General features: G+C 72.2%; 24 protein-coding genes. 11 read left to right on the top strand and 13 right to left on the bottom strand.

The annotated features are described in order from the left end of the window. Positions 1-123: 123 nt before the first annotated feature. Positions 124-519 (top strand): hypothetical protein, encoded by a 396-nt coding sequence (locus ACF08D_RS27900; RefSeq protein WP_392226423.1) that lies wholly within the window; start codon positions 124-126, stop codon positions 517-519. 93 nt (positions 520-612) lie between these two features. Next, complete coding sequence (locus ACF08D_RS27895) at positions 613-1158, top strand: MOSC domain-containing protein (RefSeq protein WP_392226422.1); 546 nt, start codon at positions 613-615, stop codon at positions 1156-1158. Between the two features lie 37 nt (positions 1159-1195). Here the strand turns inward: ACF08D_RS27895 and ACF08D_RS27890 are convergent, their stop codons facing one another. Continuing rightward, the gene (locus tag ACF08D_RS27890) at positions 1196-1366 is read right to left on the bottom strand and encodes a hypothetical protein (RefSeq protein ID WP_392226420.1); all 171 of its coding nucleotides are present in this window, start codon (positions 1364-1366) and stop codon (positions 1196-1198) included. Between the two features lie 207 nt (positions 1367-1573). On the opposite strand from ACF08D_RS27890, the gene ACF08D_RS27885 reads away from it, so the two are divergent. Next, positions 1574-2452, top strand: a complete 879-nt coding sequence (locus ACF08D_RS27885) for an alpha/beta fold hydrolase (protein ID WP_392226418.1) — start codon at positions 1574-1576, stop codon at positions 2450-2452. Between the two features lie 155 nt (positions 2453-2607). Here the strand turns inward: ACF08D_RS27885 and ACF08D_RS27880 are convergent, their stop codons facing one another. From ACF08D_RS27880 to ACF08D_RS27850, 7 genes are all read right to left on the bottom strand, one after another. Further along, on the bottom strand, positions 2608-3513 hold the full coding sequence (locus ACF08D_RS27880) for an NAD-dependent protein deacetylase (RefSeq protein WP_392226416.1): 906 nt from the start codon (positions 3511-3513) through the stop codon (positions 2608-2610). Between the two features lie 127 nt (positions 3514-3640). After that, positions 3641-5671, bottom strand: coding sequence for an ATP-binding cassette domain-containing protein (locus ACF08D_RS27875; RefSeq protein ID WP_392226414.1), 2031 nt, complete (start codon positions 5669-5671; stop codon positions 3641-3643). Between the two features lie 480 nt (positions 5672-6151). Then, positions 6152-7228, bottom strand: coding sequence for a hypothetical protein (locus tag ACF08D_RS27870; protein ID WP_392226412.1), 1077 nt, complete (start codon positions 7226-7228; stop codon positions 6152-6154). 182 nt (positions 7229-7410) lie between these two features. Beyond that, positions 7411-7815: a pyridoxamine 5'-phosphate oxidase family protein gene (locus tag ACF08D_RS27865; RefSeq protein ID WP_392226410.1), complete on the bottom strand. Its 405-nt coding sequence runs from the start codon at positions 7813-7815 to the stop codon at positions 7411-7413. Between the two features lie 93 nt (positions 7816-7908). Then, positions 7909-9639, bottom strand: coding sequence for a sensor histidine kinase (locus ACF08D_RS27860; protein WP_392226408.1), 1731 nt, complete (start codon positions 9637-9639; stop codon positions 7909-7911). A gap of 182 nt (positions 9640-9821) precedes the next feature. Further along, positions 9822-10676: an ABC transporter permease gene (locus tag ACF08D_RS27855; RefSeq protein WP_392226407.1), complete on the bottom strand. Its 855-nt coding sequence runs from the start codon at positions 10674-10676 to the stop codon at positions 9822-9824. Beyond that, positions 10673-11716, bottom strand: a complete 1044-nt coding sequence (locus ACF08D_RS27850) for an ABC transporter ATP-binding protein (protein ID WP_392226405.1) — start codon at positions 11714-11716, stop codon at positions 10673-10675. The genes ACF08D_RS27855 and ACF08D_RS27850 overlap by 4 nt, the downstream gene beginning before the upstream one ends. Positions 11717-11962: 246 nt before the next feature. On the opposite strand from ACF08D_RS27850, the gene ACF08D_RS27845 reads away from it, so the two are divergent. Further along, the gene (locus tag ACF08D_RS27845) at positions 11963-12640 is read left to right on the top strand and encodes a response regulator (RefSeq protein ID WP_392226403.1); all 678 of its coding nucleotides are present in this window, start codon (positions 11963-11965) and stop codon (positions 12638-12640) included. A gap of 41 nt (positions 12641-12681) precedes the next feature. Here ACF08D_RS27845 and ACF08D_RS27840 read toward each other — a convergent pair whose 3' ends face one another. Further along, positions 12682-13839, bottom strand: a complete 1158-nt coding sequence (locus ACF08D_RS27840; protein ID WP_392226401.1) for an FAD-dependent monooxygenase — start codon at positions 13837-13839, stop codon at positions 12682-12684. Positions 13840-13918: 79 nt separating this feature from the next. Here ACF08D_RS27840 and ACF08D_RS27835 point away from each other — a divergent pair, with 79 nt between their 5' ends. The 3 genes from ACF08D_RS27835 (at position 13919) to ACF08D_RS27825 (ending at position 15360) form a co-directional block, all read left to right on the top strand. After that, entirely contained in the window at positions 13919-14476 is a 558-nt protein-coding gene (locus tag ACF08D_RS27835) for a TetR/AcrR family transcriptional regulator (protein ID WP_392226399.1), read from the top strand. Positions 14477-14611: 135 nt separating this feature from the next. After that, entirely contained in the window at positions 14612-14959 is a 348-nt protein-coding gene (locus ACF08D_RS27830) for a VOC family protein (RefSeq protein WP_392226398.1), read from the top strand. 221 nt (positions 14960-15180) lie between these two features. Beyond that, the gene (locus ACF08D_RS27825) at positions 15181-15360 is read left to right on the top strand and encodes a CsbD family protein (protein WP_392226397.1); all 180 of its coding nucleotides are present in this window, start codon (positions 15181-15183) and stop codon (positions 15358-15360) included. Between the two features lie 449 nt (positions 15361-15809). Here ACF08D_RS27825 and ACF08D_RS27820 read toward each other — a convergent pair whose 3' ends face one another. After that, a complete protein-coding gene (locus tag ACF08D_RS27820; protein ID WP_392226395.1) occupies positions 15810-16370 on the bottom strand; it encodes a hypothetical protein in 561 nt (186 codons plus the stop codon). Positions 16371-16689: 319 nt separating this feature from the next. Between ACF08D_RS27820 and ACF08D_RS27815 the strand changes: the two genes are divergently transcribed. The 3 genes from ACF08D_RS27815 (at position 16690) to ACF08D_RS27805 (ending at position 18762) form a co-directional block, all read left to right on the top strand. Next, positions 16690-17397: a hypothetical protein gene (locus ACF08D_RS27815; protein WP_392226393.1), complete on the top strand. Its 708-nt coding sequence runs from the start codon at positions 16690-16692 to the stop codon at positions 17395-17397. A 238-nt stretch (positions 17398-17635) separates the two neighbouring features. Beyond that, the gene (locus tag ACF08D_RS27810; RefSeq protein WP_392226391.1) at positions 17636-18376 is read left to right on the top strand and encodes an alpha/beta fold hydrolase; all 741 of its coding nucleotides are present in this window, start codon (positions 17636-17638) and stop codon (positions 18374-18376) included. Beyond that, complete coding sequence (locus ACF08D_RS27805; protein ID WP_392226389.1) at positions 18373-18762, top strand: hypothetical protein; 390 nt, start codon at positions 18373-18375, stop codon at positions 18760-18762. The genes ACF08D_RS27810 and ACF08D_RS27805 overlap by 4 nt, the downstream gene beginning before the upstream one ends. 179 nt (positions 18763-18941) lie before the next feature. On the opposite strand, the gene ACF08D_RS27800 is transcribed toward ACF08D_RS27805, so the two are convergent. Both ACF08D_RS27800 and ACF08D_RS27795 read right to left on the bottom strand, forming a co-directional pair. Then, complete coding sequence (locus ACF08D_RS27800; RefSeq protein ID WP_392226387.1) at positions 18942-19607, bottom strand: hypothetical protein; 666 nt, start codon at positions 19605-19607, stop codon at positions 18942-18944. 1025 nt (positions 19608-20632) lie between these two features. Beyond that, the gene (locus tag ACF08D_RS27795; RefSeq protein WP_392226385.1) at positions 20633-21364 is read right to left on the bottom strand and encodes an NADPH-dependent F420 reductase; all 732 of its coding nucleotides are present in this window, start codon (positions 21362-21364) and stop codon (positions 20633-20635) included. Between the two features lie 92 nt (positions 21365-21456). Here ACF08D_RS27795 and ACF08D_RS27790 point away from each other — a divergent pair, with 92 nt between their 5' ends. After that, a complete protein-coding gene (locus ACF08D_RS27790) occupies positions 21457-21834 on the top strand; it encodes a winged helix-turn-helix transcriptional regulator (RefSeq protein ID WP_392227072.1) in 378 nt (125 codons plus the stop codon). 1127 nt (positions 21835-22961) lie between these two features. Here the strand turns inward: ACF08D_RS27790 and ACF08D_RS27785 are convergent. Beyond that, on the bottom strand, positions 22962-23266 hold a 305-nt coding region (locus tag ACF08D_RS27785; protein ID WP_392226383.1), incomplete at its 5' end, for a helicase associated domain-containing protein.

Genomic DNA, 23266 nt, shown 5'->3' with positions numbered 1-23266 from the left:
CGCACCACCGCTCCACCCGCCACGGTCGCTGACCGCCCCCGCTCCCGTGCGCCTCCCCTCTCCGCCCACGCACCCGCCCCCGGCCGTTGCGACCACCGGCACCGCCCATGACAGTGAGGCAGCATGACGCTCTTACGCTCGAAGACGACCCGGCCCGTGCGCGCGAACAGCCGGCGGGCGGCAACCGTCGTGGCCGCCTCAGGCATGGCGCTCGCCCTGGGACTGGCGACCGCTCCACCCGCCAGCGCCGCCGTCAAGTCCACCTGCGGCAGCTACATCTGCGTGGCCACCGCCTACCAGGGGCGGAGCTACGTCCAGGACATCACCGTCACGACCAGGGACGGGCTCACGGGAACCCTGCGCACCTTCGTGGGGGACTACCGGGGGAGCAAAGCCGGCGTGTCGAGGTGGCGGTTCGTCGTCAACCGCGAGATCAGGGCGTACCCACGACTGGCCGTCTGCGGGGGACTGGACCGCAGCGGCAGGGTCATCGAGAACCACTGCGTCATGATCCCCTGACGGCCCCGAGCCCCCGGGTGGTACCTCCTCGCCTACCATCGGCCTCGACGGCGCAGCGAACCGGCCGCACCGCGCACCGAGGGGGAACGAGCCATGGCGGGCCACGTCACAGCGGTGAGCCGCAAGCGGACGTACGGGTTCAGCAAGCCCAACCGGGCATCGATCACGCTGCTCGCCGGGCTCGGCGTCGAGGGGGACGTCCACGCGGGCGAGACGATCCGCCACCAGTTCCGCATGACGTACGAGCCGCACCTGCCCAACCTGCGCCAAGTGCACCTGATGCACGAGGAACTCTTCGACGAGCTGGCGCTCAAGGGGTACGAGGTCACCGCCGGCGGGCTCGGCGAGAACATCACCACCCGGGGCCTGGACCTGCTCGGGCTCCCCACCGGCGCCCTGCTCCACATCGGCGCGCACGCCGTGGTCGAGGTGACAGGGCTGCGCAATCCCTGCTCGAAGATCAACGACTACGCCCCGGGCCTGCTCGGCGAGATGTTCGCCCTCGACCCCGGCACCGGAGACTTCACCTTCACGTCCGGCATCATGGCCGTGGTCCGTCATGGCGGCACCGTCCGCCCGGACGACGCCATCGAGGTGGAGCTCCCGCCCGGGCCCTTCCGCCCCCTGGAGCGCGTCTGACGGAAGCGCCGGGGGCCTCCCCGGCGCCCCGGACCGGTCAGCGGCGGCGGGTGCGCCACGAGGTGCCGACACCGGACACGTGCAGTGCCAGCGACGCCAGCCCCAGCAGCATCAGGTTGACGGACGAGAAGACGTCATTCGTGGTGAGCTCGGCGGCGTTGATCAGGAAGGCGATGAGGAACAGGACGGCGGCGGCGATACCCAGCATGGGAGAACTCCTTGTCGGTGAACGAGTGGACGGCCTCGATGCCACCGTCCATGTGCCCCGGAAGCAGTCATGGACACGTCGGCCCGCCAGCGGGGCGGCGGCCGGGCTCGACGCGAAAGAATTTCTGTCCCCGACCGATGAGTTGTGGTCCCCGAGCCGGTCTTCCTGGGTAGTGATCGACACCTTGCATGCGTGAAGGAGACGGACATGGCCACGACCGGCACACAGACCCTGGACGCCCCGGGCGCGACGCTCACCTATGACGTGAGACGCCCGGACGGCGACACCGACGGCGCCCGCCCGCTGCTGCTGATCGGTTCCCCCATGGACGCCGCCGGCTTCACCACGCTCGCCGGGCACTTCGCCGACCGCACCGTCGTGACGTACGACCCCCGGGGTACGGGTCGCAGCCCGCGTACGGACGGAGCCGCCCGGACGACCCCCGAGGAACACGCCGACGACGTACGGCGGGTGATCGAGGCCGTCGGCGGCGGACCGGTCGACCTGTTCGCCAGCAGCGGCGGCGCCGTGAACGCGCTCGCCCTGGTGGCCCGGCACGGCGACCTGGTGGCGACGCTCGTCGCCCACGAACCGCCGGCGGCGCCGGTCCTCCCCGACCGCGAGGCCGTGCTGGGCGTGTGCGAGGACATCCACGCCACCTACCTCCGGCAGGGAATGGGCCCCGCCATGGCGAAGTTCATCGCCGCCGCCGGCCGCAAGGGGCTCTTCCCCGACGACTGGCGCGACGAGCCCGCGCCCGACCCGGCCGCCTTCGGCCTTCCCACCGAGGACGACGGTTCGCGCGACGACGCCCTCCTGGGACAGAACATGATCGGCTGCACGGCCTTCCGTCCCGACACGGCCGCTCTCAAGGCCGCCCCGACCCGCCTCGTGATCGCTGCGGGCAAGGAGTCGGAGGGAGAGTTCCCGGCCAGGGCGGCCGCCGAGATCGCCCGGTCGCTGAACATCCCTCTGACGGTCTTCCCCAGCCACCACGGAGGGTTCCTCGGCGGCGAGTACGGGCAGACGGGCGCCCCGGAGGAGTTCGCCCACACCCTCCGCGAAGTGCTGGCCGAAACGGCCTGACCACCCGCCCCGCACCGCATGACGACCGCCACGCCGCCGCGCCCGGGCCCGCTGCGCCCAGGCCCGCCGCACGCCGGCCGGCCCCGGCGCGGCGCCGCCCGGAAGGGCGCCCGGCCCCGACCGCCACCGAGGCAGCCGCCCAGCGCCGGTCCCGCCTAGGCGGACGACCGGTCAATGTCCCCGAGGGGGACTCCCAGCCGGTCGGCCACGGCGGTGAGCGCCGGCCCCAGGGGCAGGGCGACCCGGGCTCGGGCATGCGCGTCGCCCCGGGTCGCGTCACGGTTGACGATCAGCACGGGCTTCCCGGCCTGGGCGGCCTGCCGGACGAACCGCAGACCGGACATCACCGTCAGGGAAGAGCCCAGCACCAGGAGAGAGGACGCCTCCCGGACCAGCCGGCGGCAGTGCTCCACCCGCTCGCGAGGAACGGCTTCCCCGAAGAACACCACGTCCGGCTTGAGGACGCCGCCGCAGGCCACGCAGGGCACCACACGGAAGTCTCCGACCTGCTCGTCACTGAGATCGGCGTCACCGTCCGGGTTGATCCCCGCCGCCACCGGCCGGAAGCCCGCATTGGCCTCCTCCAGCCGCACGGCGAGGTCCCGGCGGGCGGTGAACGCGCCGCACGTCAGACAGACGACCCGGGCCAGGCTCCCGTGCAGCTCGACCGTGTCCCGGCTGCCGGCGGCCTGGTGGAGGCCGTCGACGTTCTGGGTGATCACGCCCTCCACCAGGCCGTGCCGCTCGAACGCGGCCACCGCCCGGTGCCCGGCGTTCGGACGGGCCCGCCCGAAGGTACGCCAGCCGAGGTGGCTGCGGGCCCAGTACCGTCGCCGGGCCTGCGGGTCGGCGGTGAACTGCTGGTACGTCATCGGCGTGTGCCGGCTCAGGCTCCCGCCCTCGCCCCGGTAGTCGGGGATGCCCGACTCCGTGGAGATGCCCGCCCCGCTGAGCACGAGCACCCCGCCCGCGCCCAGAGCGTCCGTGACCGGCCCCAGGTCCGTCGTGCCGGCCGGCAGGTCCTCGGGCGGGGTCCAGCTCAGGGTGGGGCGCATGCGCATGCCGCCAGGGTACGAGACGAGGCGGTGGACGCCCCGGCACCGCCCGGTCGTACCCGCCCCCCATGCCCGCGCCGCCGCAGGGGCCGTAAGACAGGGACAGGGACAGAAACAGAAACAGAGTGAGCCATCACGACAACACCTCCTCCCCACCGGGTGCACCCACGGGCTCACCCGCCGGGGCGGGCACCCCCACCGGCCGCACCGGCACGGTCGGCCGGGCGAACTGCCGCGCCTGGAGTTCGTACGCCTCCTTGAACATCCCGGCCCCATGCGCGGGATCCATGAGTTCGTCGAAGGAGCCGTGCTCCACCACCCTCCCCTCGTCCAGCACGTAGATGACATCGGCATGGCGGACGCTGTGCAGGCGGTGCGTGATCAGGACGGTCGTCTGCCCCGCCCCGGCCAGCTGGTGGATCTGGTCGAAGACCCGCTGCTCGGCGGCCGGGTCGAGAGCGCTGGTGGGCTCGTCGACGATCAGCACGGCGCCGTCCCGGTAGCGCGCGCGAGCCAGGCCGATCTTCTGCCACTGACCGCCGGAGATCTCCTGCCCGCCCTTGTAGCCGCGGGCGAGCAGCGTGTCCAGGCCCCGGGGGAGGCTCTCCACGACCTCGTCCGCTCCCGCGTACGCCGCGGCGGCCCCGACGGCCACGTCGTCGATCGCGGCCCCCGGACGGCCGATGCCGATGTTGACGCGGGCGGTGAACGGCCAGCGGTGGAAGTCCTGCGCGACCATGGCGACCCGGTCGAAGACCTGCGCCCGGTCCGCGGCCGCCGTACTCACCCCGCCCCACAGGACCCGGCCGCTGTCGGGCAGGCGGGCACCACTCAGCAGCCGGACCAGCGTCGACTTGCCCGAGCCGTTGCGTCCGACGAGAGCGACGGTCTTGCCCCGGGGGATGACCAGATCCACCTCGTACAGGGACGGGGTGTCCTTGCCGGGGTAGGTGAACGTGACCTTCTCGAAGCGGATCGCGTCGACCTCGGCGGGCAGATCCAGACCCCCGACCGGGATGGCGCGCCGCACGGCCTCCTTGCACAGGGTCTCCAGGTCGGCCACGAACATCGCCTCCTCCTGGACGTCCGTGACGCGCAGCACCAGATCGGTGATGCTCGCCGACCCGGTACGGATGGCCAGGACCGCCGTACCGGCCACGGCGAGGTCCATCCGCTCGTTCCAGAGCAGCAGACCCAGAACGGTGTACGTGGCGATGGTCGCGACGCCCCGGGCGCCGTCGCTGAACAGGCCCGTACGGGCGCCGGTCCATGCGAGCCGCGTCTGCTCCCGCTCACTGGTCTGGGCCATCTGCCGGAAGTGGGTGAGCAGGAAGGGCGCCACGCCGTGGACCCGGACCTCGGCGGCGGCCTGCTGGTTGATCAACAGCTGGCTGATGGTCTTCGCCGCCCGTACGTGCTGGACGAAGCGGTGCCAGCTGACATAACGGTGCCGGGCCATGATCAGCGACCCCCAGGCGCTCGGCAGGGCCATCAGCACCAGCAGCGGCAGGAGCACCGGGTGCAGCACCGTGAGCACGCCGGCCGCGGCGAGCAGGGAGATGGCCGAGGTGACCACGGCCGTGCAGTAGCCGACCATCCGCCGCGCCGAGTCCGCGCCCCACTGCGCGGAGTCCATCAGCTTGTGGAAGGCGTCGTCCTCGATCGCCTCGAGCTCCACCCGCGCCACCAGCCTCAGGTACCGCTCGGTCGCCACACGCTGGGCCTTCGGCCCCAGGATCCCCGTCGCGGCGGCCGACGCCGACGCGCACGCCGAGCCGATCACCGCCAGGACCGCGACCAGGAGGAGTGAGGGCACCGCCGCGCGCAGCCGGCCCGGCAGGTCGCCGGGCGCGAGCAGGTCCACGAGCAGGGCGTTCACCGCGATCAGGGACACCGCCTGGGCGACACCGCGGGCGATCTCGCTGACGGCGACCGTGGTGAACGCCCGCGGATCCGCCTCCCTGGCGAGCCGCATCGCCACGGCGACCTGCTGCGGCAGCGAGCGGGCCATGGCCCTGAGCCCCAGCTTCAGCCAGGCGCCGTCATGGCTGCCCCAGCCGTAGTCGTAGGTCAGTTCGCCACCGAAGAGCAGCTGCTCCGACTGCGACGGCTCGGTGGCCGTGAGACCGGCAGTGGCCGAGTCGCCGGTGTCTCGGGCGGTCATTCCCCCCACCCCGGTTCCGGACGTGCTGCGCGGAAGAAGCCGCCGACGGTACGCCGGAACGGCGCCGCGAACGTCCCGACCGGGGCAGGGGTGGCCCGCGCAGCGGGAGGAAGGGCGATCCGAGGGTGGGGCAGGGGACACACGGCGGCCTCCGCGAGGTTGTCGGTCAGTCACCGAGTCCAACGAGGGTGCCCCGCGTATCGAACACACGTCTTTCGGTCGTGGCGAAAACCCCGAACTCAGGCGAATGCGCGTTCGTGCGGCGTACACCGACCCTTGCCCGCTCAGGGACTGGCGTGGCCTCGCCAGTGGCCGAAACGCCGACGTCGGTCCCCCCGCCCCCACACCCGGGCCTCGATACGGCGACGACGGCGACGACGGCGACGACTGCGAGCCCGCGATGGCACCATCGCGCGGGCCCGCCCCGCCGGCCCGGCACCCTTCATCTCCCGCGCACGGCGAGCGCCTCACCCACCGTCGCTAGTTGATCCGCTTCGCCACGACGGAGTTGTCGGGAAACGCGGAACTGCGCGCCCCGTTCCAGCGCACATTCAGGGTCCACGACGTGTTCGACGCCGGGGTGGCGAAGACGGACGGAGTGGTGGTGGACGGCGCGAGCCTGCCCGTGGGGTGCCGCCACCCGTCGAAGGTGAGACCGCCGTTCGAGGACGTACTCACCCACACATAGCCGTCGTTCCCGATGCAGGAGAGCATCACGCGCTGCTGCTGGGCGAACCCCGCCTGCCCGGGGCTCGCGACCGTGCTCTGGTCCCCCAGCCGGGCCGCCGTCACACCAGTGACGCATTCCGCTCCGCCATTGACCTGCGACACGTTCATGACCGCGCCGTTGGTGGGGTTCGATGTGATGCGCCAGACGTGGTGATCGCTGCCCGTGACGAAGCTCCGGTACACCGACCGGTAGTACTCCGTACCGTAGATCGCGATCTGGCTGTTGCCCTCGATGTCCACGTGATTCGTCCCGAGAACGGCGTGGTTGTCGACCGTCCATCCCGAGGACGAGAGAGTTGCGCCGTAGTTCCTCAGGAAGGTGTAACTGATGCGCCGGTGGGCGTTGGGTGCCTCGATCATGAGATCACCGGTGGCTGAACTGACGGTCACCAGGGGGCTGCCGATCGCCCTGGCGCCGGCCGGCAGCCGGGTCCACGACGTCCAGAAATTCGCCGAGCCGCTGTTGGCCTGGCTGTACCAGATCTCCCCGTCCAGGCCCCTGACCAGTGCCATCGCCCGGCCGCGCGGGAATTCGACGATGCGCGGGGGAGAGGTGGTACGGGAGGCGGAATCCCCGCCCAGAGGCCGCCAATTGCCCCCGTTGTAGCGGAACCAGACGTTGTTGTCCGTACCGCGAGCGACATCGTAGGTGGCGCCCGCGATGGCCACCGAGTACACGGCGGACAGGACCCGGGCCTGCCCGCCGTCGAAGCTGATCCACTCCGTCTCGGCGGCCTGAGCGGGGCCCGGTGTCCCGCCCAGCACCAACAGGCTTCCCGCCACGGCGGCCAGCACGGCGCGCCAGCGACGCCTTCTGTCCCCTCGCATATGCAGCACTCTCGACTCCTCCACTGTTCTCGGTAGGTCCGATCCAGTGGGAAGAATCGCCGACGTCCTCAACCTCCGCTTGACCCGCCGCGTACACATCGCTGACACGCCGCGCACGACGCGGCGTGACCACGGCACGGCGCGCACCTCCACCTCGGCGCACCACCGCACCCGGCGCACCACTATGGCGCCGTGCCGGCCATCAGCCATCGACGAACCTGAACCTCCAGCAGCACGTACTCGCGCCCCGAAGCATCGGGAGCCGAAATGTCCCAGCCGTACTTCCGCTCGAACGCGGCCACGATGTCACCCGGGAAGTCCTTGCCCCTAACGGTCGCGCTGCCTTCGGCCACGACGGGAGAGCGGCCGTCCTCCAGGGCGAGAGAGACGCGGGGCTCGCGGCGGACGTTTCTGACCTTGACGGACTTCTGGTCCGAGCAGATCCACCACCTGTCCCTCCGGTGGATGAACCAGACCGGCGTGACGTGGGCCGAGCCATCGGGACGGATGGTGCACAGCCAGACGTTCCTCTCCTCGTCCAGGCGTCGACGGACGGCCGGTTCCCATTCCTTCGCAAGATCACTCACATCGCCATCCGACCAGCGGAAGCGGTGCGGCACATCGGGCCGGCGGCCCGACCATGGACCTAGGCCTCGGGGCCCTCCCGTACGGCCAAAGGCTCATTCAGACGCCGCGGCAGTACCACGGACCCCGAGAACATCCTTGGCAACCAGTCTGCCGCCGGAGTAGCACAACCGGTAGAGGTCCACGTCCTCCAGAAGGTTGCCGTTGGACCGGTAGAAGTCGCACGCGGCACCCGGTGGCCGGGGCAGGGTGCGCAGCTCGCCGGGGGCGTAGGGGAAGGGCCGCGCCGGGAGAAGACGGGCGAGATCGCTGCGGGGCGTGCCGAGGCGAAGGTGTTCGTACCGGGACGGCGGGAGAACGGTGCTGGTGAGCTGGTGGACCAAGTAGGCGGCGCTGGGCAGGAAGAGGGCGGCCGTGAGGGCAGGGACGGCGAAGACCGCGGCGAATCGACGGCGGGTGGTGCGGCGGACCCGGGCCAGTCGCCGGACCGAGTCGAGCACGGCGCCCCCCGCGTACGCACCAATGGCCCAGTCCGCCCCGCCGGCCGAGCCGCTCGATCCCGCCCCGCCGGCCCCGCCCGTCCCACCGTCCGAGCCGGACACGGCCGTGGATGACGTACCGCCCGCCACCGCGGAGGCCGCAAGGTCCTCGTCACCCTTGTCAGGGCCGACGGGCGCGGCCCGGCCGGCCGTCCCGTGGGGGAGAGACGCGGTGACCTCGAAGGCACCGTCCTCCCGGCCGGCGCGCAGTGTGCCGCCGAGGAGCGTCACCCGCTCCCGCAGTCCGGCCAGCCCGTGGCCGGTGCCCGCCGCGCCGGCAGGCGGCATGGCCGGCCGGGCCCCGCCCATCGGGTACGCGTTGACGATCCGTATGCGCGTGGACTGTGCGGTGTACGAGATGCTGACGCGGACGGTGGCACCCGGCGCGTGCTTGGTGGCGTTGGTGAGGGCTTCCTGAACCACCCGGTACTCGGCCCGTTCACTCAGGGGCGTACGCGACGGTGGTGTCCCGGCGCGCTCCCACTGGACGGGGACACCCGAGGCCACCGCGCGTTCCAGCAGACCCTCCACGGTGTCCGCCGCGGCGGGCCCGGTCCCGGCACGGGGCGCGGCCTTCAGGAGCGTGACGGTCTCCCGCAGCTGGTCGACGGCATCGGCCACGGCCCGCCGGAGCTCCGCGGTGTCGTGGCGGTCCTGCGGCGTGAGGGTCGGTGACAGCTCCAGCGCCCCGGCGCGCAGGGCGACCAGGCTCAGCACATGGCCGAGGGAGTCGTGCATGTCGGCGGCGATGGCGGTACGTTCGGCGAGGCGGGCGTGCTCGGCGGCCAGGTGCTGCCGCTCCTCCAGGCTCCGGGCGAGCTGCCAGCCGCCTTCGGCCAGCTCCCGGCGCCCGCGCCAGTACCGGCCGGCGAGCCAGGGCAGCACCAGGACCGCGGGCAGCACCGTGATGGAGTAGAACCACCACACCGGCGGAGCCTTCAGAACGGCGCACAGTGCCACGTCGAGTGTCAGGCACCCCGCCAGGGCGAGCAGCGGGGTGCCGCCCGCCGCCGCACGCGAACCGGCGCGGGCACCCAGGAGGAACGTCATGCACGCCAGCGTCACGGCGTACACGTTCGCCGGGCTCACCGAGCCGAAGAGGCCCAGCGAGCAAGGGCCGTTGGCGATCAGCACGGCCACGGCCGGGCGGGACCGCGCCAGCGGCACGGCCACGCTCAGCAGGAGCAGCGGCAGGACCAGGTCACGGGCCACCGACGCGCCCTGGGTGTCGGCGAACCACCACGCTCCCGCGGCGACGAACGCCACCCAGAGGGCCGCATCGACCACTACTGGACGCGGTGGTGGTGTGGGAAGGCGCCGCATCAGGAAGGAACCGCCTCTCGTACGCGTGTGACCAGCACTGCCGACGTCACCCTGACGCTACGTCACACCAAAACCCCGACCGAGGCACGGCCCGGGCCATCCGGTGACGCGGGTGGACCGGAGCCGGGCCTGCACGGTGAACGAGGTCAGGCGTCCCGGCGGCGCAGCACGTACAAACCGGTCAGATGGGCCGCACCCACCCACCCGAGGAGCACCAGGGCCGCCGTGCCGGGACCGTAGGGGACGGTGTCGGCGCCGGTACGCATCAGGGCGTCACCGGCGCTGTACGGGAGCCAGTCGTTGATCGCGAGCAGCACGGGGCCGCCGAGCCCGACGAGCATGCTGGGCAACCCCCACAGCAGGGTCAGCAGGACCGCCAGCGCCCCGGCCGCGTGCCGGGCGGCGAGGGACACACCGACGGTCATGACCGCGATGGCGGCGTAGTGGACACCGACGGCCAGCGCCTGAGCGGCCGTACGCTCCGCGTCGAACGAGGCGTGACCCGCGAACGGACCCCAGGCGACCGCCACTCCCACCCCCGCGAACAGGATCCCCGCCACCAGGGCGACCAGGGCGGTCACCAGCGCCTTGGCGACCTGGACGCGGTGCCGGACCGGTACCCACAGCAGGGATGAGCTCATGCTGCTGGTCGTGTACTCGCCGGTCACCGTGAGCATGGCGAGCACGACCACCGCGAACTGCACGAGCACCGTGGACGCGACAGCCGCGTGCCCCACCGGCTGGACGGGGTGGTCGTTGATGCGCGCGATCGACCCGTAGTAGAAGGTGAACACCACCGTCGCGGCGAGACCGGCCAGAAGGCAGACGTACGGCGCGCGGACCGACGACAGCTTGGTCCACTCGGCGGCCACCGCCCCGTACAGCAGACGCCCGCGCGGCCCGGCAGGCGCGCCACCCCCGGTACGCCGGACGCCGGTCCCGGAGTCGTGGGCGTCCCCAACCGGCCGTGCCCCGGCGCTGGTTGCTTCGACGGTCGTCATCGTCCCAGCCCTCCTGCCTGCCCGGCCACCCGGTCGCCGTCCTGCGCCCGCCCATCACCGCCGCTGGTTCGCGAGGACGGCCCGGTCGCGCGTCCCGAGCCCGGCCGGGTGCGATCACCGCCGTCCGAGACGGTGGCGTACTCGACACTGCGGGCCGTCAGCTCCATGTACGCCTCCTCCAGCGACACCTGTACGTCGCGGAGTTGGTGCAGCCGGACGCCGCAGCGGTGCGCGAGGTCACCCACCTGCCGGGCGGTCCGCCCGGTGACGACGAGGACGTCCCGGTCGGAGGCGTCGATGGTCGCCGTGCCGTCGCCGGCCAGGCGCCGGACCAGCGTCGCCCGTTCCCCGGGATCGGGCACGGCCACCCGCACCACCGGCCGCGAGCCGCCGGCCAGCAGCTCGTACATGGGGGTGTCGGCCAGCAGCCGTCCGCGGCCGATGACCACGAGATGGTCGGCCGTCAGCTCCATCTCGCTCATCAGGTGGCTGGAGAGGAACACGGTGCGGCCCTCGGCGGCCTGGGACCGCACCAGGTTCCGCATCCACCGGACGCCGTCCGGGTCGAGGCCGTTGACCGGTTCGTCCAGGATCAGCGTGGCGGGGTCGCCCAGGAGCGCCCCGGCGACACCCAGGCGCTGGGCCATGCCGAGTGAGTACGTACCGGCCCGGCGCCGGGCCGCCGAAGCCAGGCCCACACGCTCCAGCACCTCGTCCACGCGCCGCGCCGGGATGCCGTTGCTGCGGGCCTGGGCGAGCAGATGGCCGCGGGCGGAGCGCGCGGGGTGCAGCGCCCGGGCGTTCAGCAGCGCGCCTACCTCGCGGACCGGGTGGCGCAGGGCGTGGTACGGCTTGCCGCCGATGAGCGCCCTGCCGCTCGTGGGGTGGTCCAGGCCGAGGATCATCCGCATGGTGGTGGACTTGCCGGCTCCGTTGGGGCCGAGGAAACCCGTCACCCGCCCTTCCTGGATGTCGAGGGTGAGGTCGTGCACGGCGGTGGTGTCGCCGTAGCGTTTGCTGAGGCCCTGCAAGGTGATCACACCGGCTCCCGCTGCTGTCTCAAGATGCCGTCCGCCTCTCCTGCGGAACGGCCGCGTCGTGCGGGTTCGACGCTAGAAGGCCCAGGTCCGGCGGCACATCGGCCATCCGTCAGTACCGTCCCCCTCCTTTCGTCACACCCCCGGCCCTCCTTTCGTCAGGGCCCCCCTCCCGGGCGGTACGCACACGGTCGTACGCGGCCGCGGAGTCCGCGCCACCCACCCGGACCGGGGCCGTAGGCTCCGGACATGGAAGCGACGACACCCGGCCGGCGGCCGGTCCGCGTTCTGATCGCGGACGACGAGACGATGGTGAGGGCCGGCATACGGGCCATCCTGGCCAGAGACCCGCGTACGGAGGTGGTCGCCGAAGCCGCGGACGGCGAGGAAGCGGTAGCCCTGGCACACCGTCACCTGCCGGACGTGGTCCTGATGGACATTCAGATGCCGGGCCTGAACGGCATCGAGGCGGCGGCCCGCATCCACCGTGCGGTGCCGGGGACCGGAGTGGTGATGCTCACGACCTTCGGGGAGGACCACTTCATCCAGCGGGCCCTGGAGGAGGGCGCCAACGGCTTCCTGCTCAAGGCGGACGACCCCCGGGAGTTGCTGAACGGCGTGCAGGCGGTCGCCTCGGGCGGCGCCTACCTGTCGCCCAGGGTCGCCGCCCGCGTCGTCGCGGGGCTGCGCGCCCACCGGACCGTCCGGCCCCGGCGCCCCCTCGACCACCTGACGGACCGCGAACGCGACGTACTGGCCGGTCTCGGCGCGGGGCTGTCCAACGCGGAAATCGCGGCCCGGCTGCATGTGGTCGAGGGTACGGTGAAGGCCCATGTGAGCGCCGTGCTGGCGAAGTTGGGGGCGCGCAACCGGGTGGAGGCCGCCCTCGCCGCGTACGAGGCGGGACTCGTCGCCCGCGACACCTGAGCTGCCCCGCAACCGCCGGGCAGCGCCCTGCGACACCCGGGTCAGCGCAGGCGGGGAGGGGTCCAGTCGTGGTGCCGCAGGATCATCCGCACGGCGGCCCGGGAGGGCGTCAGCCGCATCGCCGTGTTGCGCAGCGCGACGGCCACGGGGTGGGAGAGCTGCTGGCCCATCCGCCCGGCCTGCCGGGCGGCGCGGGCGACGGCCTGCGCACGGGGGCGGCGCTCCGCGTCGTACCGGGCCAGCGCGGCATCGACGGCCGGCTCGGTGGCGAGCGCGGCACTCAGGGTGACCGCGTCCTCGAGCGCCTGGCAGGCGCCCTGGCCCAGATGGGGCGTCATCGCATGGGCCGCGTCACCGAGCAGGGCGACCCGCCCGGCCGTGAACGAGGGGAGGGGAGCGCGCAGTTCGTACACGTCGTGGTGCAGCACCGCGTCGCCCCGGGTCGCGCCGAGCAGAGCGGGGACCGGGGCGTGCCAGTGGCCGAACCGCCGGTGCAGCTCGGCCAGGGGGTCGGTGAACCGCGTCCCGGCCGGGAGCGTGAGCACCGCGTGCCACTCGGCCCGCCCGCCGGGCAGGAGGATGTGCCCGAACTCGGTCCCCCGCCCCCAGGTGAGTTCGAAGTCGGAGCGCAGGTCCATCGGGTGCTCGGTGATGGCGCGCAGGACGGTCGAACCGCTGTACACCGGGCCGTCGCAGGACGGGAAGAGGCTCCTGCGGATCGTGCTGCCGATCCCGTCGGCCGCCACGACCAGGTCCGCCTCCAGCCCGGTGCCGCCGTGCTCGACCCGGACCGTGGACGGCCCGGTCTGCCGGACCGGCCCCGCCGCGGTGCCGGTACGCAGCGCCCCGGCGGGCAGGGCCTGGCGGAGCAGCCGGTGCAGCGCGGCGCGCGCGATGCCCACGATGGGCGTGCCGACCGCCTCTTCCAGGGCGGCGCCGTCCATGTGCGACAGCCACCCGCCCCCCGGGGTGCGCGTCCCGCCGGTGTACTGGCCCCGGGACGCCGCCCGTACCACCTCGCCGACACCGAGTGCGTCCAGCGCCCGCAGGCCGTTGGCGGCCAGGGAGATGCCCGCCCCCGCGTCGTCGAGCACGGCGGCGCGCTCCAGCACGGTCACGTCCCAGCCGATGCGGCGCAGGCCGATCGCGGCCGCCAGACCACCGATGCCCCCTCCGACGACCACCGCTGTGCTGCCCACCGCAACCCCCCGAGTTCTTCTACACCTGTAGAAACCGCACCGGCACCCTACCGACGTTCTACAGGTGTAGAAAGGGGGCATGGTTACGGATCGGCGCACCCTCCTCGCGGACGCGGCTCTCGACGTACTCGCCGACCACGGAATCCGTGGCCTGACACACCGCGCGGTGGACCGCCGGGCGGGCCTGCCGCCAGGCACCACGTCGGCGTACTACCGCACCCGGGCCGCCCTCCTCACCGGGCTGGTCACGCGCCTGGTCCAGCTCGACCAGGCGGAACTGCACGCGACCGCCGCCCGGCTCCCACCCCTGCGCACGGCCGACGACGTGGTCGACGGCATGGCGCTGCTCGCCCGGCAGCGGCTCACCGGCGAAGGCCGCCGCCGCTCACTGGTCCGCCACGCCTGCACCGTCGAGAGCGTGCGCGACCCCGAACTCCGGGAGATCCTCGTCCCCCGCGAGAACGCCGGCCGCGAGGCCGTCCGGTCGTTCCTCGCCCACCACGGGGTCGAGCGCGCCGACGACCGCACGCACACCCTGCTGACCTGCCTCGACGGCCTGATCCTCGACCGGCTCGTCGGCGGGGGTGAGGTACCCCGCGAGGCCCTCGAAGGGCTCGTCGCCGCCGCCCTGCGCTGAGTCGTACCGCCCCGGAAGTGGATGCGGGCACCGGCATGGCGTAGTAGTGACGGGAAGAACCGCCCACCGCCGTCACCCCGACACCCGGAACCCGGACCCCCGAACCCGGAACCCGGAACGAACCTGGAGCCCGCGATGTCCGTCCGCCGTGTCGTACCCAACATGCAGTCGGAGGCCGCACCGGAGAGCCGCGCGTTCTACGGCCTGCTCGGCTTCGAGGAGGTCATGAACCACGGCTGGATCATGACCCTCGCCTCCCCGTCCAGCCCGGCGGCGCAGATCAGCTTCATGACGAGTGACCAGACCGCGCCGGTCACGCCCGACATCAGCGTCGAGGTGGACGACGTGGACGCGGCCTACGCGGCCGTGCGCGAGAGCGGCGCGGAGATCGTGCACCCCCTGCAGGACGAGGAGTGGGGAGTACGCCGGTTCTTCGTACGCGACCCCAACGGCCGCGTGGTCAACGTCCTGGCCCACCGCTGACGGCCCGCGGGCACACAGCCCCGGTACGAACCGTCACCACGGCCCGATCCGACGCCCCACGGCTCCTTGGCGAAGGATCCCCCGCTCCACGCGCTCCGAATCCGCGCGCGCAGCCAACGGCGCGCCGGGTCACTGCCCCGGCTGCGGATGCGGGCCGCCCCGGCTGCGCCTAGCGTCGGGACCGGTCCATCACCCACCACCCCCGTACCAGAGGAGTGATCATGAGCGAGAACGCGAAGGGCAAGGCCAAGGAGACCCTCGGCAAGGTCACCGGCGACGACCGCAGGGAGACCGAGGGCAAGACCGACCAGGCCAAGGCCAAGATGCGCGACGCGGCCGACGAGGCGCGCGAGAGGGCCAAGGGCGTGGGCGACTCCCTGCGCGACCGCGACGACCGCTGACCCGGCAGTCGCACCAGCCGCATCAGCCGCCCTCCCGCCCGCCCGGTGGGAGGGCGGCCGCATGCCCCTGCCCCCGCACCCCTGGCCCGCCTCCACCCCGATGATCGTCCAAGAACCCGGCCACGGGGCTGAACCCGATGCGTTCACCGGCCTGCTGAAGGCCATCGCGTTGTCGTCGTGGAGGAGGCGCCCCAGCCTTCGACGGCCCGCCGTACCGCCCGTGCGCCGGCCCGCCCCGGCGGCACGGTGGCGGGCGGAGAAGAGCGGGCACCCTGGGGCCTCTTCACCCGCCGTGGGGCCCGCCTCGACGCCTGCATCGCTGGCCGTGCCAGGGTCGCCGGGATCGTGGCCACACCCATCGCCCGTATGGCGACGTCGCTGGCAGCCCGTCTCCCGGCGCCCCGATCCGTACCGGCCGCCCGGCCCGCCCCGGTGGCGGACACCCGAACCTAGCCGATCAGATAGCGGCAGAGACGGGAGCGGGCCTTCTCCGCGCTCACTCCCAGCCCCTTGCCGATGGCTTCCGCCGACAGCTCGTCGCTCTCGGCGGCGTACGCCGCCTTGCGGCCGGCCGCGCGGGCGAGCCGGTCCAGGGCGGCGACGGCCTTCAGCGCGGCCACCGGCGCCTGGCCGGCGAGCTGGTCGAGCTGCTTGTCCAAGCGGTCGAGCATGTCGGTGAGCTCTCCGGGCAGCGGCACGGTCTGCCGCTCGACGCCGGCGATGTGCGCGCACCAGTCGTCGTACGCTCCGGAGGTGTCGACGTCCTCGATGTCGTCGCCGGCCCGCTCCCAGTCGATCGGGTACGTCTCACCGCGCCAGCCGCACGCACAGGCCGCCCGGATCCCGGCCGCCCGCGGACGCCTGCCCTGGCCGTTGTAGGCCCACCACTCACTGGTCCAGCATCCGGAGTCCGCCCCGCTGCCGAAGTCCAGATACACGGGCCGGGGCTCACTGCCGTCGTCCAGCACCGCGCCCGCGATGCCCTCGTGGCAGCCACCGAACTCCTCCATGGTCCACCCCACCGCACCCCTCCCGTCCTCGGTACCGGCCCCCGGCCGGTGCTCACGGCCCGAGGATGCACCACACCCGCTCCGGGGTCGGGCGGAATGCCGCAAGATGACCTGAACGGGGGCCCGTTCACATGTCCGAGGACGACGTAACGGTCGAAGAGCGATCGTCCGGACACCGGGCCGGGACCAGTTGGTCGATTTCCCCTCCGGAGCGCTCCCTTCATCCCTACGCTGACGTCGCGTACGAGCGGTCCGGCCCCGGTGCCGGAACCAGGGCGAGTCCGGGGGGACAGTGGATCAGTTCATCCAGGGCATCCCCATGCCCGACGACCTTCTGGGACGGGGCATCGCCCTGGTCTTCGGAGCCGCGGCGCTTCTGCTCTTCCAGGTCTATCTGCTGCTGAAGTCGTGGCTGGGCGCCGTCCAGGTGACCCGCGACATCGTCCGCACCGCATCGGGCGCCGCCGCCGGGATCGGCCGGGCGGGCCGCGAGGTGACCTCACGTCAGAGGGCGGCAGCGCTCACGCTGACCGCCGTGCTCATCCTCGTCCAGGCCGCCTGGCTGATGTTCGCCCTCGCCATGGCCAACATCAGCCTGCTCGCCTACACCACCGACAGCCAGGAGTCCTTCCAGGACCGCTCGGGCGACGCGGCTTTCAGGCCCACCGCATGGCTGGCATGGACACCTGAGACCGGCGCCTACACCCTCCTCGCCCTGGCCCTGCTGCTGCGGTTCTTCTTCCGCACCAAGGAACCCAGCGCCTACGGCACTTCCTGGCTGCTCTCCGTGATCATGCTCTGGTGGGTGGCGATCGCCTTCTCGACGCTGCTGGACCTCCTGGCCGGCTTCTTCGGGCTCCTCGGCGGCGTACCCGGCGGGACGGAACACCTGGCGAACGGACTCCTGCTCACTGCGCTCGCCCCGCTCTACTTCGCCTCCTCCTACGCCGCCCTGCGCAGCGCGCGCCACCTGGGCAACCTCTGGATCCGGCCCGCGAGGCCCACCGCACACGCCAGGTCCGCCTGACATCCGTCGCCGTTGGAGGCCGTTAGGGCGAGTGACCCAGACAAGGATGACTCGGCGGACCGGACGGCGACGGGATACCTGCGCGGCCGTTTGTCCCCCGGCAGTCCAGGTCGGCCGCGAGGTTCGGCCTTGAGGTTCGCGGCCGCTGTGCAGGGCCAGGGCGGCTCCTGGCCGGAGTGCTTCCTGCCTGATGATGTGCGGTCGGCCGGTCGGGGCGCGCGCGGTTAGGCTCATTCTCATGGGTGGGATCGTGGTGGTGCGGGACGGGTTCGGGCCGGAGGTCCTGCTGGTGCACGGCGGTGCCGGTCCGCGCACGACGTGGGGTGCGCTCGCTTCGCTGGCCGACCGGTGGACGCTGGCGCTTGTCCACCGGCGTGGCTATCCGCCCAGTCCTCCACCGCGGGTGCGTCAGGACTTCGAGGTGGACGCCCAAGACCTGGCGCCGCTGCTCGCCGCGGGCCCGCACGTAGTCGCCCACTCCTACGGCGCCCTGGGGGCATTGACAGCGGCTGCTGCCGCGCCGGGCCGTGTACGCTCGCTCACCCTGATCGAGCCGCCGCTGACCCACCTGGTCCCCGGCGACCGGGAGGTGGCCCGGCTGGCTCGTATCGGTGATGCGGTCCTTGCCCAGGGGATGGAGGCGGATCCGGCCGAGCTGCGCGAGTTCCTCCGCCTGGCGGGAGCGCCGGTCGGCGACGGGCCGCTCCCCGAGAGCGTGGTGGCCGGTGTCCGGCGGGCGCAAGGGAGCCGGCCGGCCAGCGAGGCGCGCCCACCGCTCGACATGGTCCGGGGCGCCGGGATCCCGGTGCTCGTCGCCTCCGGCGGCCACGCGAGCGCGCACGAGCGGATCTGTGACGCCCTCGCGGATGCCCTGGGCGGCGAACGCGCCGTGTACCGGGGCGCCGGTCACTTCGTCGCCGCCGCACCGGGCTTCGCCGAACGGCTGGAGTCCTTCCTGCTCGCCGACGCCCGCGGGTGATCGCCGCCCGCAAGATCTGCCTGCCCAAGCAGTCGGCCCGGCCGCTCGCGCAGTTGCGCGCGCGGTGGAAGGTGAGCGCGATCCTCACCTCCGCTGTCGCCGCCGACATCGGCAACTCCGCAGCGGTGATCCGGACCCGGGTCGCCGCCATGGTCGACATACCGCTGGCGGCTGTCGACGTCACCTTGATCGTGATCGCGATGCTGCGCCCGAAGCCGAACATGGCCAGGCTCACCATCGACCCGCCGCACGTCCGGGCTGCCGTCCAGGCTGCCGTCGAGGGGCCGTACGGCATCGGCACGTTCGCCTCGTCCTGGGCCGAAGTCTCGCTGCCCGCCACCGGCACCTGGAACCCTGGTGGCAGTGGCGGGCCGAGAGCGAGGTGACCGGCCGTTTCATCGTCGGCTTTGCCGGCCCGGGCACGCGAACTGGGGAGGCACCGCTTCGCGAGATCCTGGTGGCACATCTCGCCGAGTACGCGCGGCACTGCAGCTGCGCCGACCTCCTGCGCGAGCGGATCGACGGCCGTGTAGGCCAATGATCAACGGTGCCACGTCGCGGGAGGTCAGGGCTGGAGGATGAGCAGTCCGGGGAGGTCACCGGCGCTTACGGCGGCTTGGTCGATACTCACGCCCGTGTAGGCGCCCACGGCGGTGAACACCAGCTCGGGGAGGCGCTCGCCGTGCTCCTCGTAGTAGGCCACCACCTCATCCGCGCCGGCGTCGGGTATCGAGGGGTAGACGGCACCGGCGGAGGCGAGGGCCTCGTCGAGGGCGCTGCCTTGGTTCGTGGTGGTGCCGAAGTCGGCGCGGTAGGCGCTTCCATCGCCGGGGGCGTGGATGATCAGAGCCGGGGGGCGGAACCGGTTGAGGGTCAGACAGAGGACTTCTTCGCCCTCGCAGGGCACCATCGATGCCACCTTGCCCTGGTAGCCCATGGACCATGTGGCCATGCCCCAGTTCTCCAGCACATACGTCCATTCTCCGCAGGTGCCGTACATGACGGCGTTCACCGAGGGGCTCGGCCGGCCGGGCACTGTGGCCGGGGCGCGTAGTTCGGTGTAAGGGGTGCGGGCGTCCAATTCGTCCAGGTCGGCGCCCAGGTTGATGAGGAATTCGTCCTGGTCCACTCCTCGGGCCAGGGTGAGGGAGATCCCGCCGCGCATGCCTCGCACGCTCGGGGCGTCGGGGGTGTGGTGGTGTGTGCCCATCCACGCGATGCCGTCGCTCATGGCGGTCACATTATCGACCTGCGTCACGTGACACAGGCCGTGGTGAGGAGTGCCGGCGTAGGGCGGTGGCTGGTGTGTAGTTCTGCGCACCAGCCGCAAGCGCGTCAACCGTTGTCTGCCGTCGTCATGGTGCTACCGCAGCAGAGGGAGTTGGACGACCCCGCACGCGCGTGCTGCACCTTCACCGCCGCCATCGCCAGTTTGAACGATGCGGCGCGAGACCGTCGGCCCGCAACACGGCCACGCGAACAACAAGCCCGGGCCCGCCCGTGCGCCGGCACTACCCAAGGGCACCCTGCTGAACCGAGCGATGCGCCGTCACTCCCATCGAGCCTGCACCGGCTCCCGAATGAGATTCCGTTTGCTCTCCCTGTCCTGGCGGTGTGCGGGCCCGGTGCCTGCGCGTGGCGCTCGCCGAAGTCTGAGACTCCGCACCCGGCATGGGAAGGCGGCGCGCCGGGAGGCGTACGCCAACGACCTGGATGCCGGGCGCTCGCTGATCGCGGGACCCCCAAGACCAGGTCCAAGGCGGACCAGGACCGGGCAGCACTGCGCGGACCTCGTTGATTGGACCGCGACCAAGCTGCGACGCCGGCGGCTCACCCTCAACGACGCCGGGCGTCAAACGCTGGCCACCGCCGCCGCTGCCCCCGGAGCCACCGTCACCTAGGAGTCGGCGCCCTGACCCCCGGCCGGACGGATACACGCAGGGCGCGTCCGGGTCGCCGGACGCGCCCCCCTCTCTCTCTGTCTCGTGAACCATACGGCCTCTGGGCTGGACGCCCCGGGGACCTTGTCTCCCGCTGCTGACCGCCGGAGAGCCCCGCACGAACGTCGCACACTCATGGAGTACCTGCGCACCGCAGGAACGCTTGCCGCACCCGGAAAGGACTGTCGTCGGATTCCGTAGCGAACACCTCGGTGTTCGCTGCGGGATCGTGGTCGTGCTCACGTGCGCAACGCAAACGACTTGGCAGGACCCACTCGGTCAACGGCCGTACAAGGGAACTTCCGGAAGGTCCCGGTCAGTCGTCAATGGTCCCCGGGGCGAGGGCCGGGGCCGGAAATGCGAAGCGCGCCTCGGCGCCCGACCACCAGACACCGATGGCGAAGACGGCAGTGGCCTCCAGCAGGGCAGCGCGATCGAGCCCGCCGCAGGGCAGAGGCGTGCACTGCATGGAGGTGATGATCTCCGTGACCCGGGTGGCTGCGCCCGGCTGATCGGTGCAGAAGGGGACCGCCAGTGGTGACCCTTCGAAAGCCGGCCGGTCCAGGGACCAAATGCTCTCGTGACACAGCCCGAACGCCTTCACCACATGGGCGTCCGGGGCGGCCTCCGCGATGAGCCGGGCGACGGAGGTGGAGCCGCCCGTGGTCAGGGCCGGGCCGTCTTCGCCCGGCGCCATGGGGACGGTGCAGTCAATCACCGTCCGCCCGGCGAGCAAGGGGGCCAGTTCCTTGGCCAACTGGGGCGCGGCGCCCGCCGGCACGGCGATGAGGATCACGTCTCCGTGGGCCGCGGCCTCGGCGAGGCTGCCGAGCGCGGTGGCGCCGGTGAGCTGGGCGGCGCGGGAGGCCGCTTCGGTGTCCCGGCCACCGATCCGAATGTCATGGCCGGCCCGTACCCATGCTGTGCCGAGAGCCCTGGCCATCGCTCCTGTACCCAGAATGCCAATGCGCATGTGCTTGCTCCTGTCGTCCGCGTCGCGAGACGTGCGAGATGTGACGGTAAGGACGCTAGGTGTACCGATGCACACCACATGGTGTGCATCGAGCCGGGCAGGATGATCGCGTGAGCGAAACGGCGGCAGAGGCAGCAGAGGCAGATGAACAAGACTTGGGCGAGGATCTGGGCGGCGGCGAGTACGCCGCGGACTGCCAGGCAAGGGTGGCCTTCGAAGTTCTGTCGCACCGCTGGGACAGTGTGATCGTGTACATCCTCGGCGAGGGTGGGCCGATGAGGCCGCGCGCGCTGATCACCCGCATCGGTGGGATCAGCCCCAAGGTCCTCACTGAAGCCCTGCGCCGCCTTGAGTACAACGGCCTGGTCGCACGCCAGGCGTATGCCGAGGCCCCGCCACGTGTCGACTACTGCCTCACCGAAGCGGGCCTCGCACTGCTGGCGCCGATCCGTGCGATGGGCGCGTGGGCGGGACGCTACACCGAAGCCGTCCTGGCGGCCCAGGCCCGCTTCGCACCCCCAGAAAATGGCCCGCACAAGAGCTAGCCAAGAGGTTTCACTACCCCGCCTTGCCCGACAAGCCGCCGCTGCAGGCTGCCGTCGTGTGACACCCGTGGCGGGCGTTATCCATGGAGGCCACCCCCGGTGCCGCCACCTCCAGCGGCTTCGATGAGGCCGTTTCCGACGTTGAGAGCGCCGCCGCTGCTGGGGAGGAGGCCAGCTCCACCGCACTGGTTGAGGGGACTGCCGAGGGGGAGGCCCACGAGGTTGCCGTTGGCTGCTCCGGTGCCTGCCGTGGTGGTGCCGTGCTCGTGTGTGCCGTGGTGGTTGGCGCAGTTGGTGCCGAAGGCTGGGGAGAGGAAGACGCCAATGCCGCCTGCTGTGGCGGGGGCGGCGCTGAGGATGACCCCCCTCACCCCACGGGGCCCGGCATGAGCACTGCCCGGTGCTGTCCCCCTGGGGACAGCCCAGCCGCCCCGGCCGTCCTCCGGGAAAAGCAGTCGGCCGCCGAGCGTTTCCTGGGGGAACAGTCGGCGGCCGGTCCGGGCATAGGCCCGGACCGGGGAAGTTCGCGCGGCGGGAGTCGGCGTTGGACAGGAACATCCCCAGTCGTACGGCGTGCTCCTGGCCGTTGAGCACGACGCGTTCGGTGTGGGGGCGGGGCACCCGTGGCGAGGGTGCCTTCGCGCTCCAGGTAGGCGATGGCGGCGGTGATGCCGCGTTTCCACGCCGCTGCCCTCCCGTTCTTCGGCACCGCCGCGGCGGGGGCCGGGCTCAGGGGCGCTCACCCCGAGTAGGGTCAGCCACTCCCGCTGCGTAGCGCTCAGCTCCGTCCATGTCTCGCGCTGCCGGATCAGGCACCGGCCCGCTTCCGCCCCGTGCACGGTCACCCGCGGGGCGATCTCATCGACGGCTGCGCCTCCGTCGACCACCAAGGCCCGCACCCCCGCGCTGGCGCCTACGTGTCGGTGGCCGGGGTGCGCCTGTTACGTCGGCTGCGGTGCGGTGCGGTGAGCGCGTGGGCGACGACGATGACGGCCCGCCGCCTGCACCCACGCTACCCGGTGTGGTGGGCGTGATCGGCTGCCCTGTCGCCCAGGCGCTGCCACGGGCGCAACCGCCCGAGCAGGTAGCCGGCCGCGGCGCGGCGGTCGCAGTGACGATGACGCCCATCACGTCCATCGCATGTCGATGGTGTTCAGCCGTTCGATCCGCTCCGGCGAAAGCGTCGCCGCCCGGCTGCGTTGGTTGCTGATCCAGGCGCCCAGCTTGTGTTCCCGTTCTTCCTGGCCGTTGTCGCCGGTGATCCGTTCGACGTGCTTCTTGGGGACTTGGAGGTGTCCTTCGCGTTGGTAGTACTGGCGGGCGGCTTGGTAGTGCATGGCCCATTTGTCGGCCTGTGTACGGCGTGGGGGCGGTTTCTCCTCCTCGGTGGCGGGTTGGATGCCGAGGATCTGCTCGCACATCCATTGCTGGA

The sequence above is a fragment of the Streptomyces sp. NPDC015131 genome (genome assembly GCF_043079975.1).
Taxonomy (GTDB): domain Bacteria; phylum Actinomycetota; class Actinomycetes; order Streptomycetales; family Streptomycetaceae; genus Streptomyces.
The sequence above is the reverse complement of the archived record's forward strand: the minus strand, read 5'-3'. Positions and strand labels throughout refer to the sequence as shown.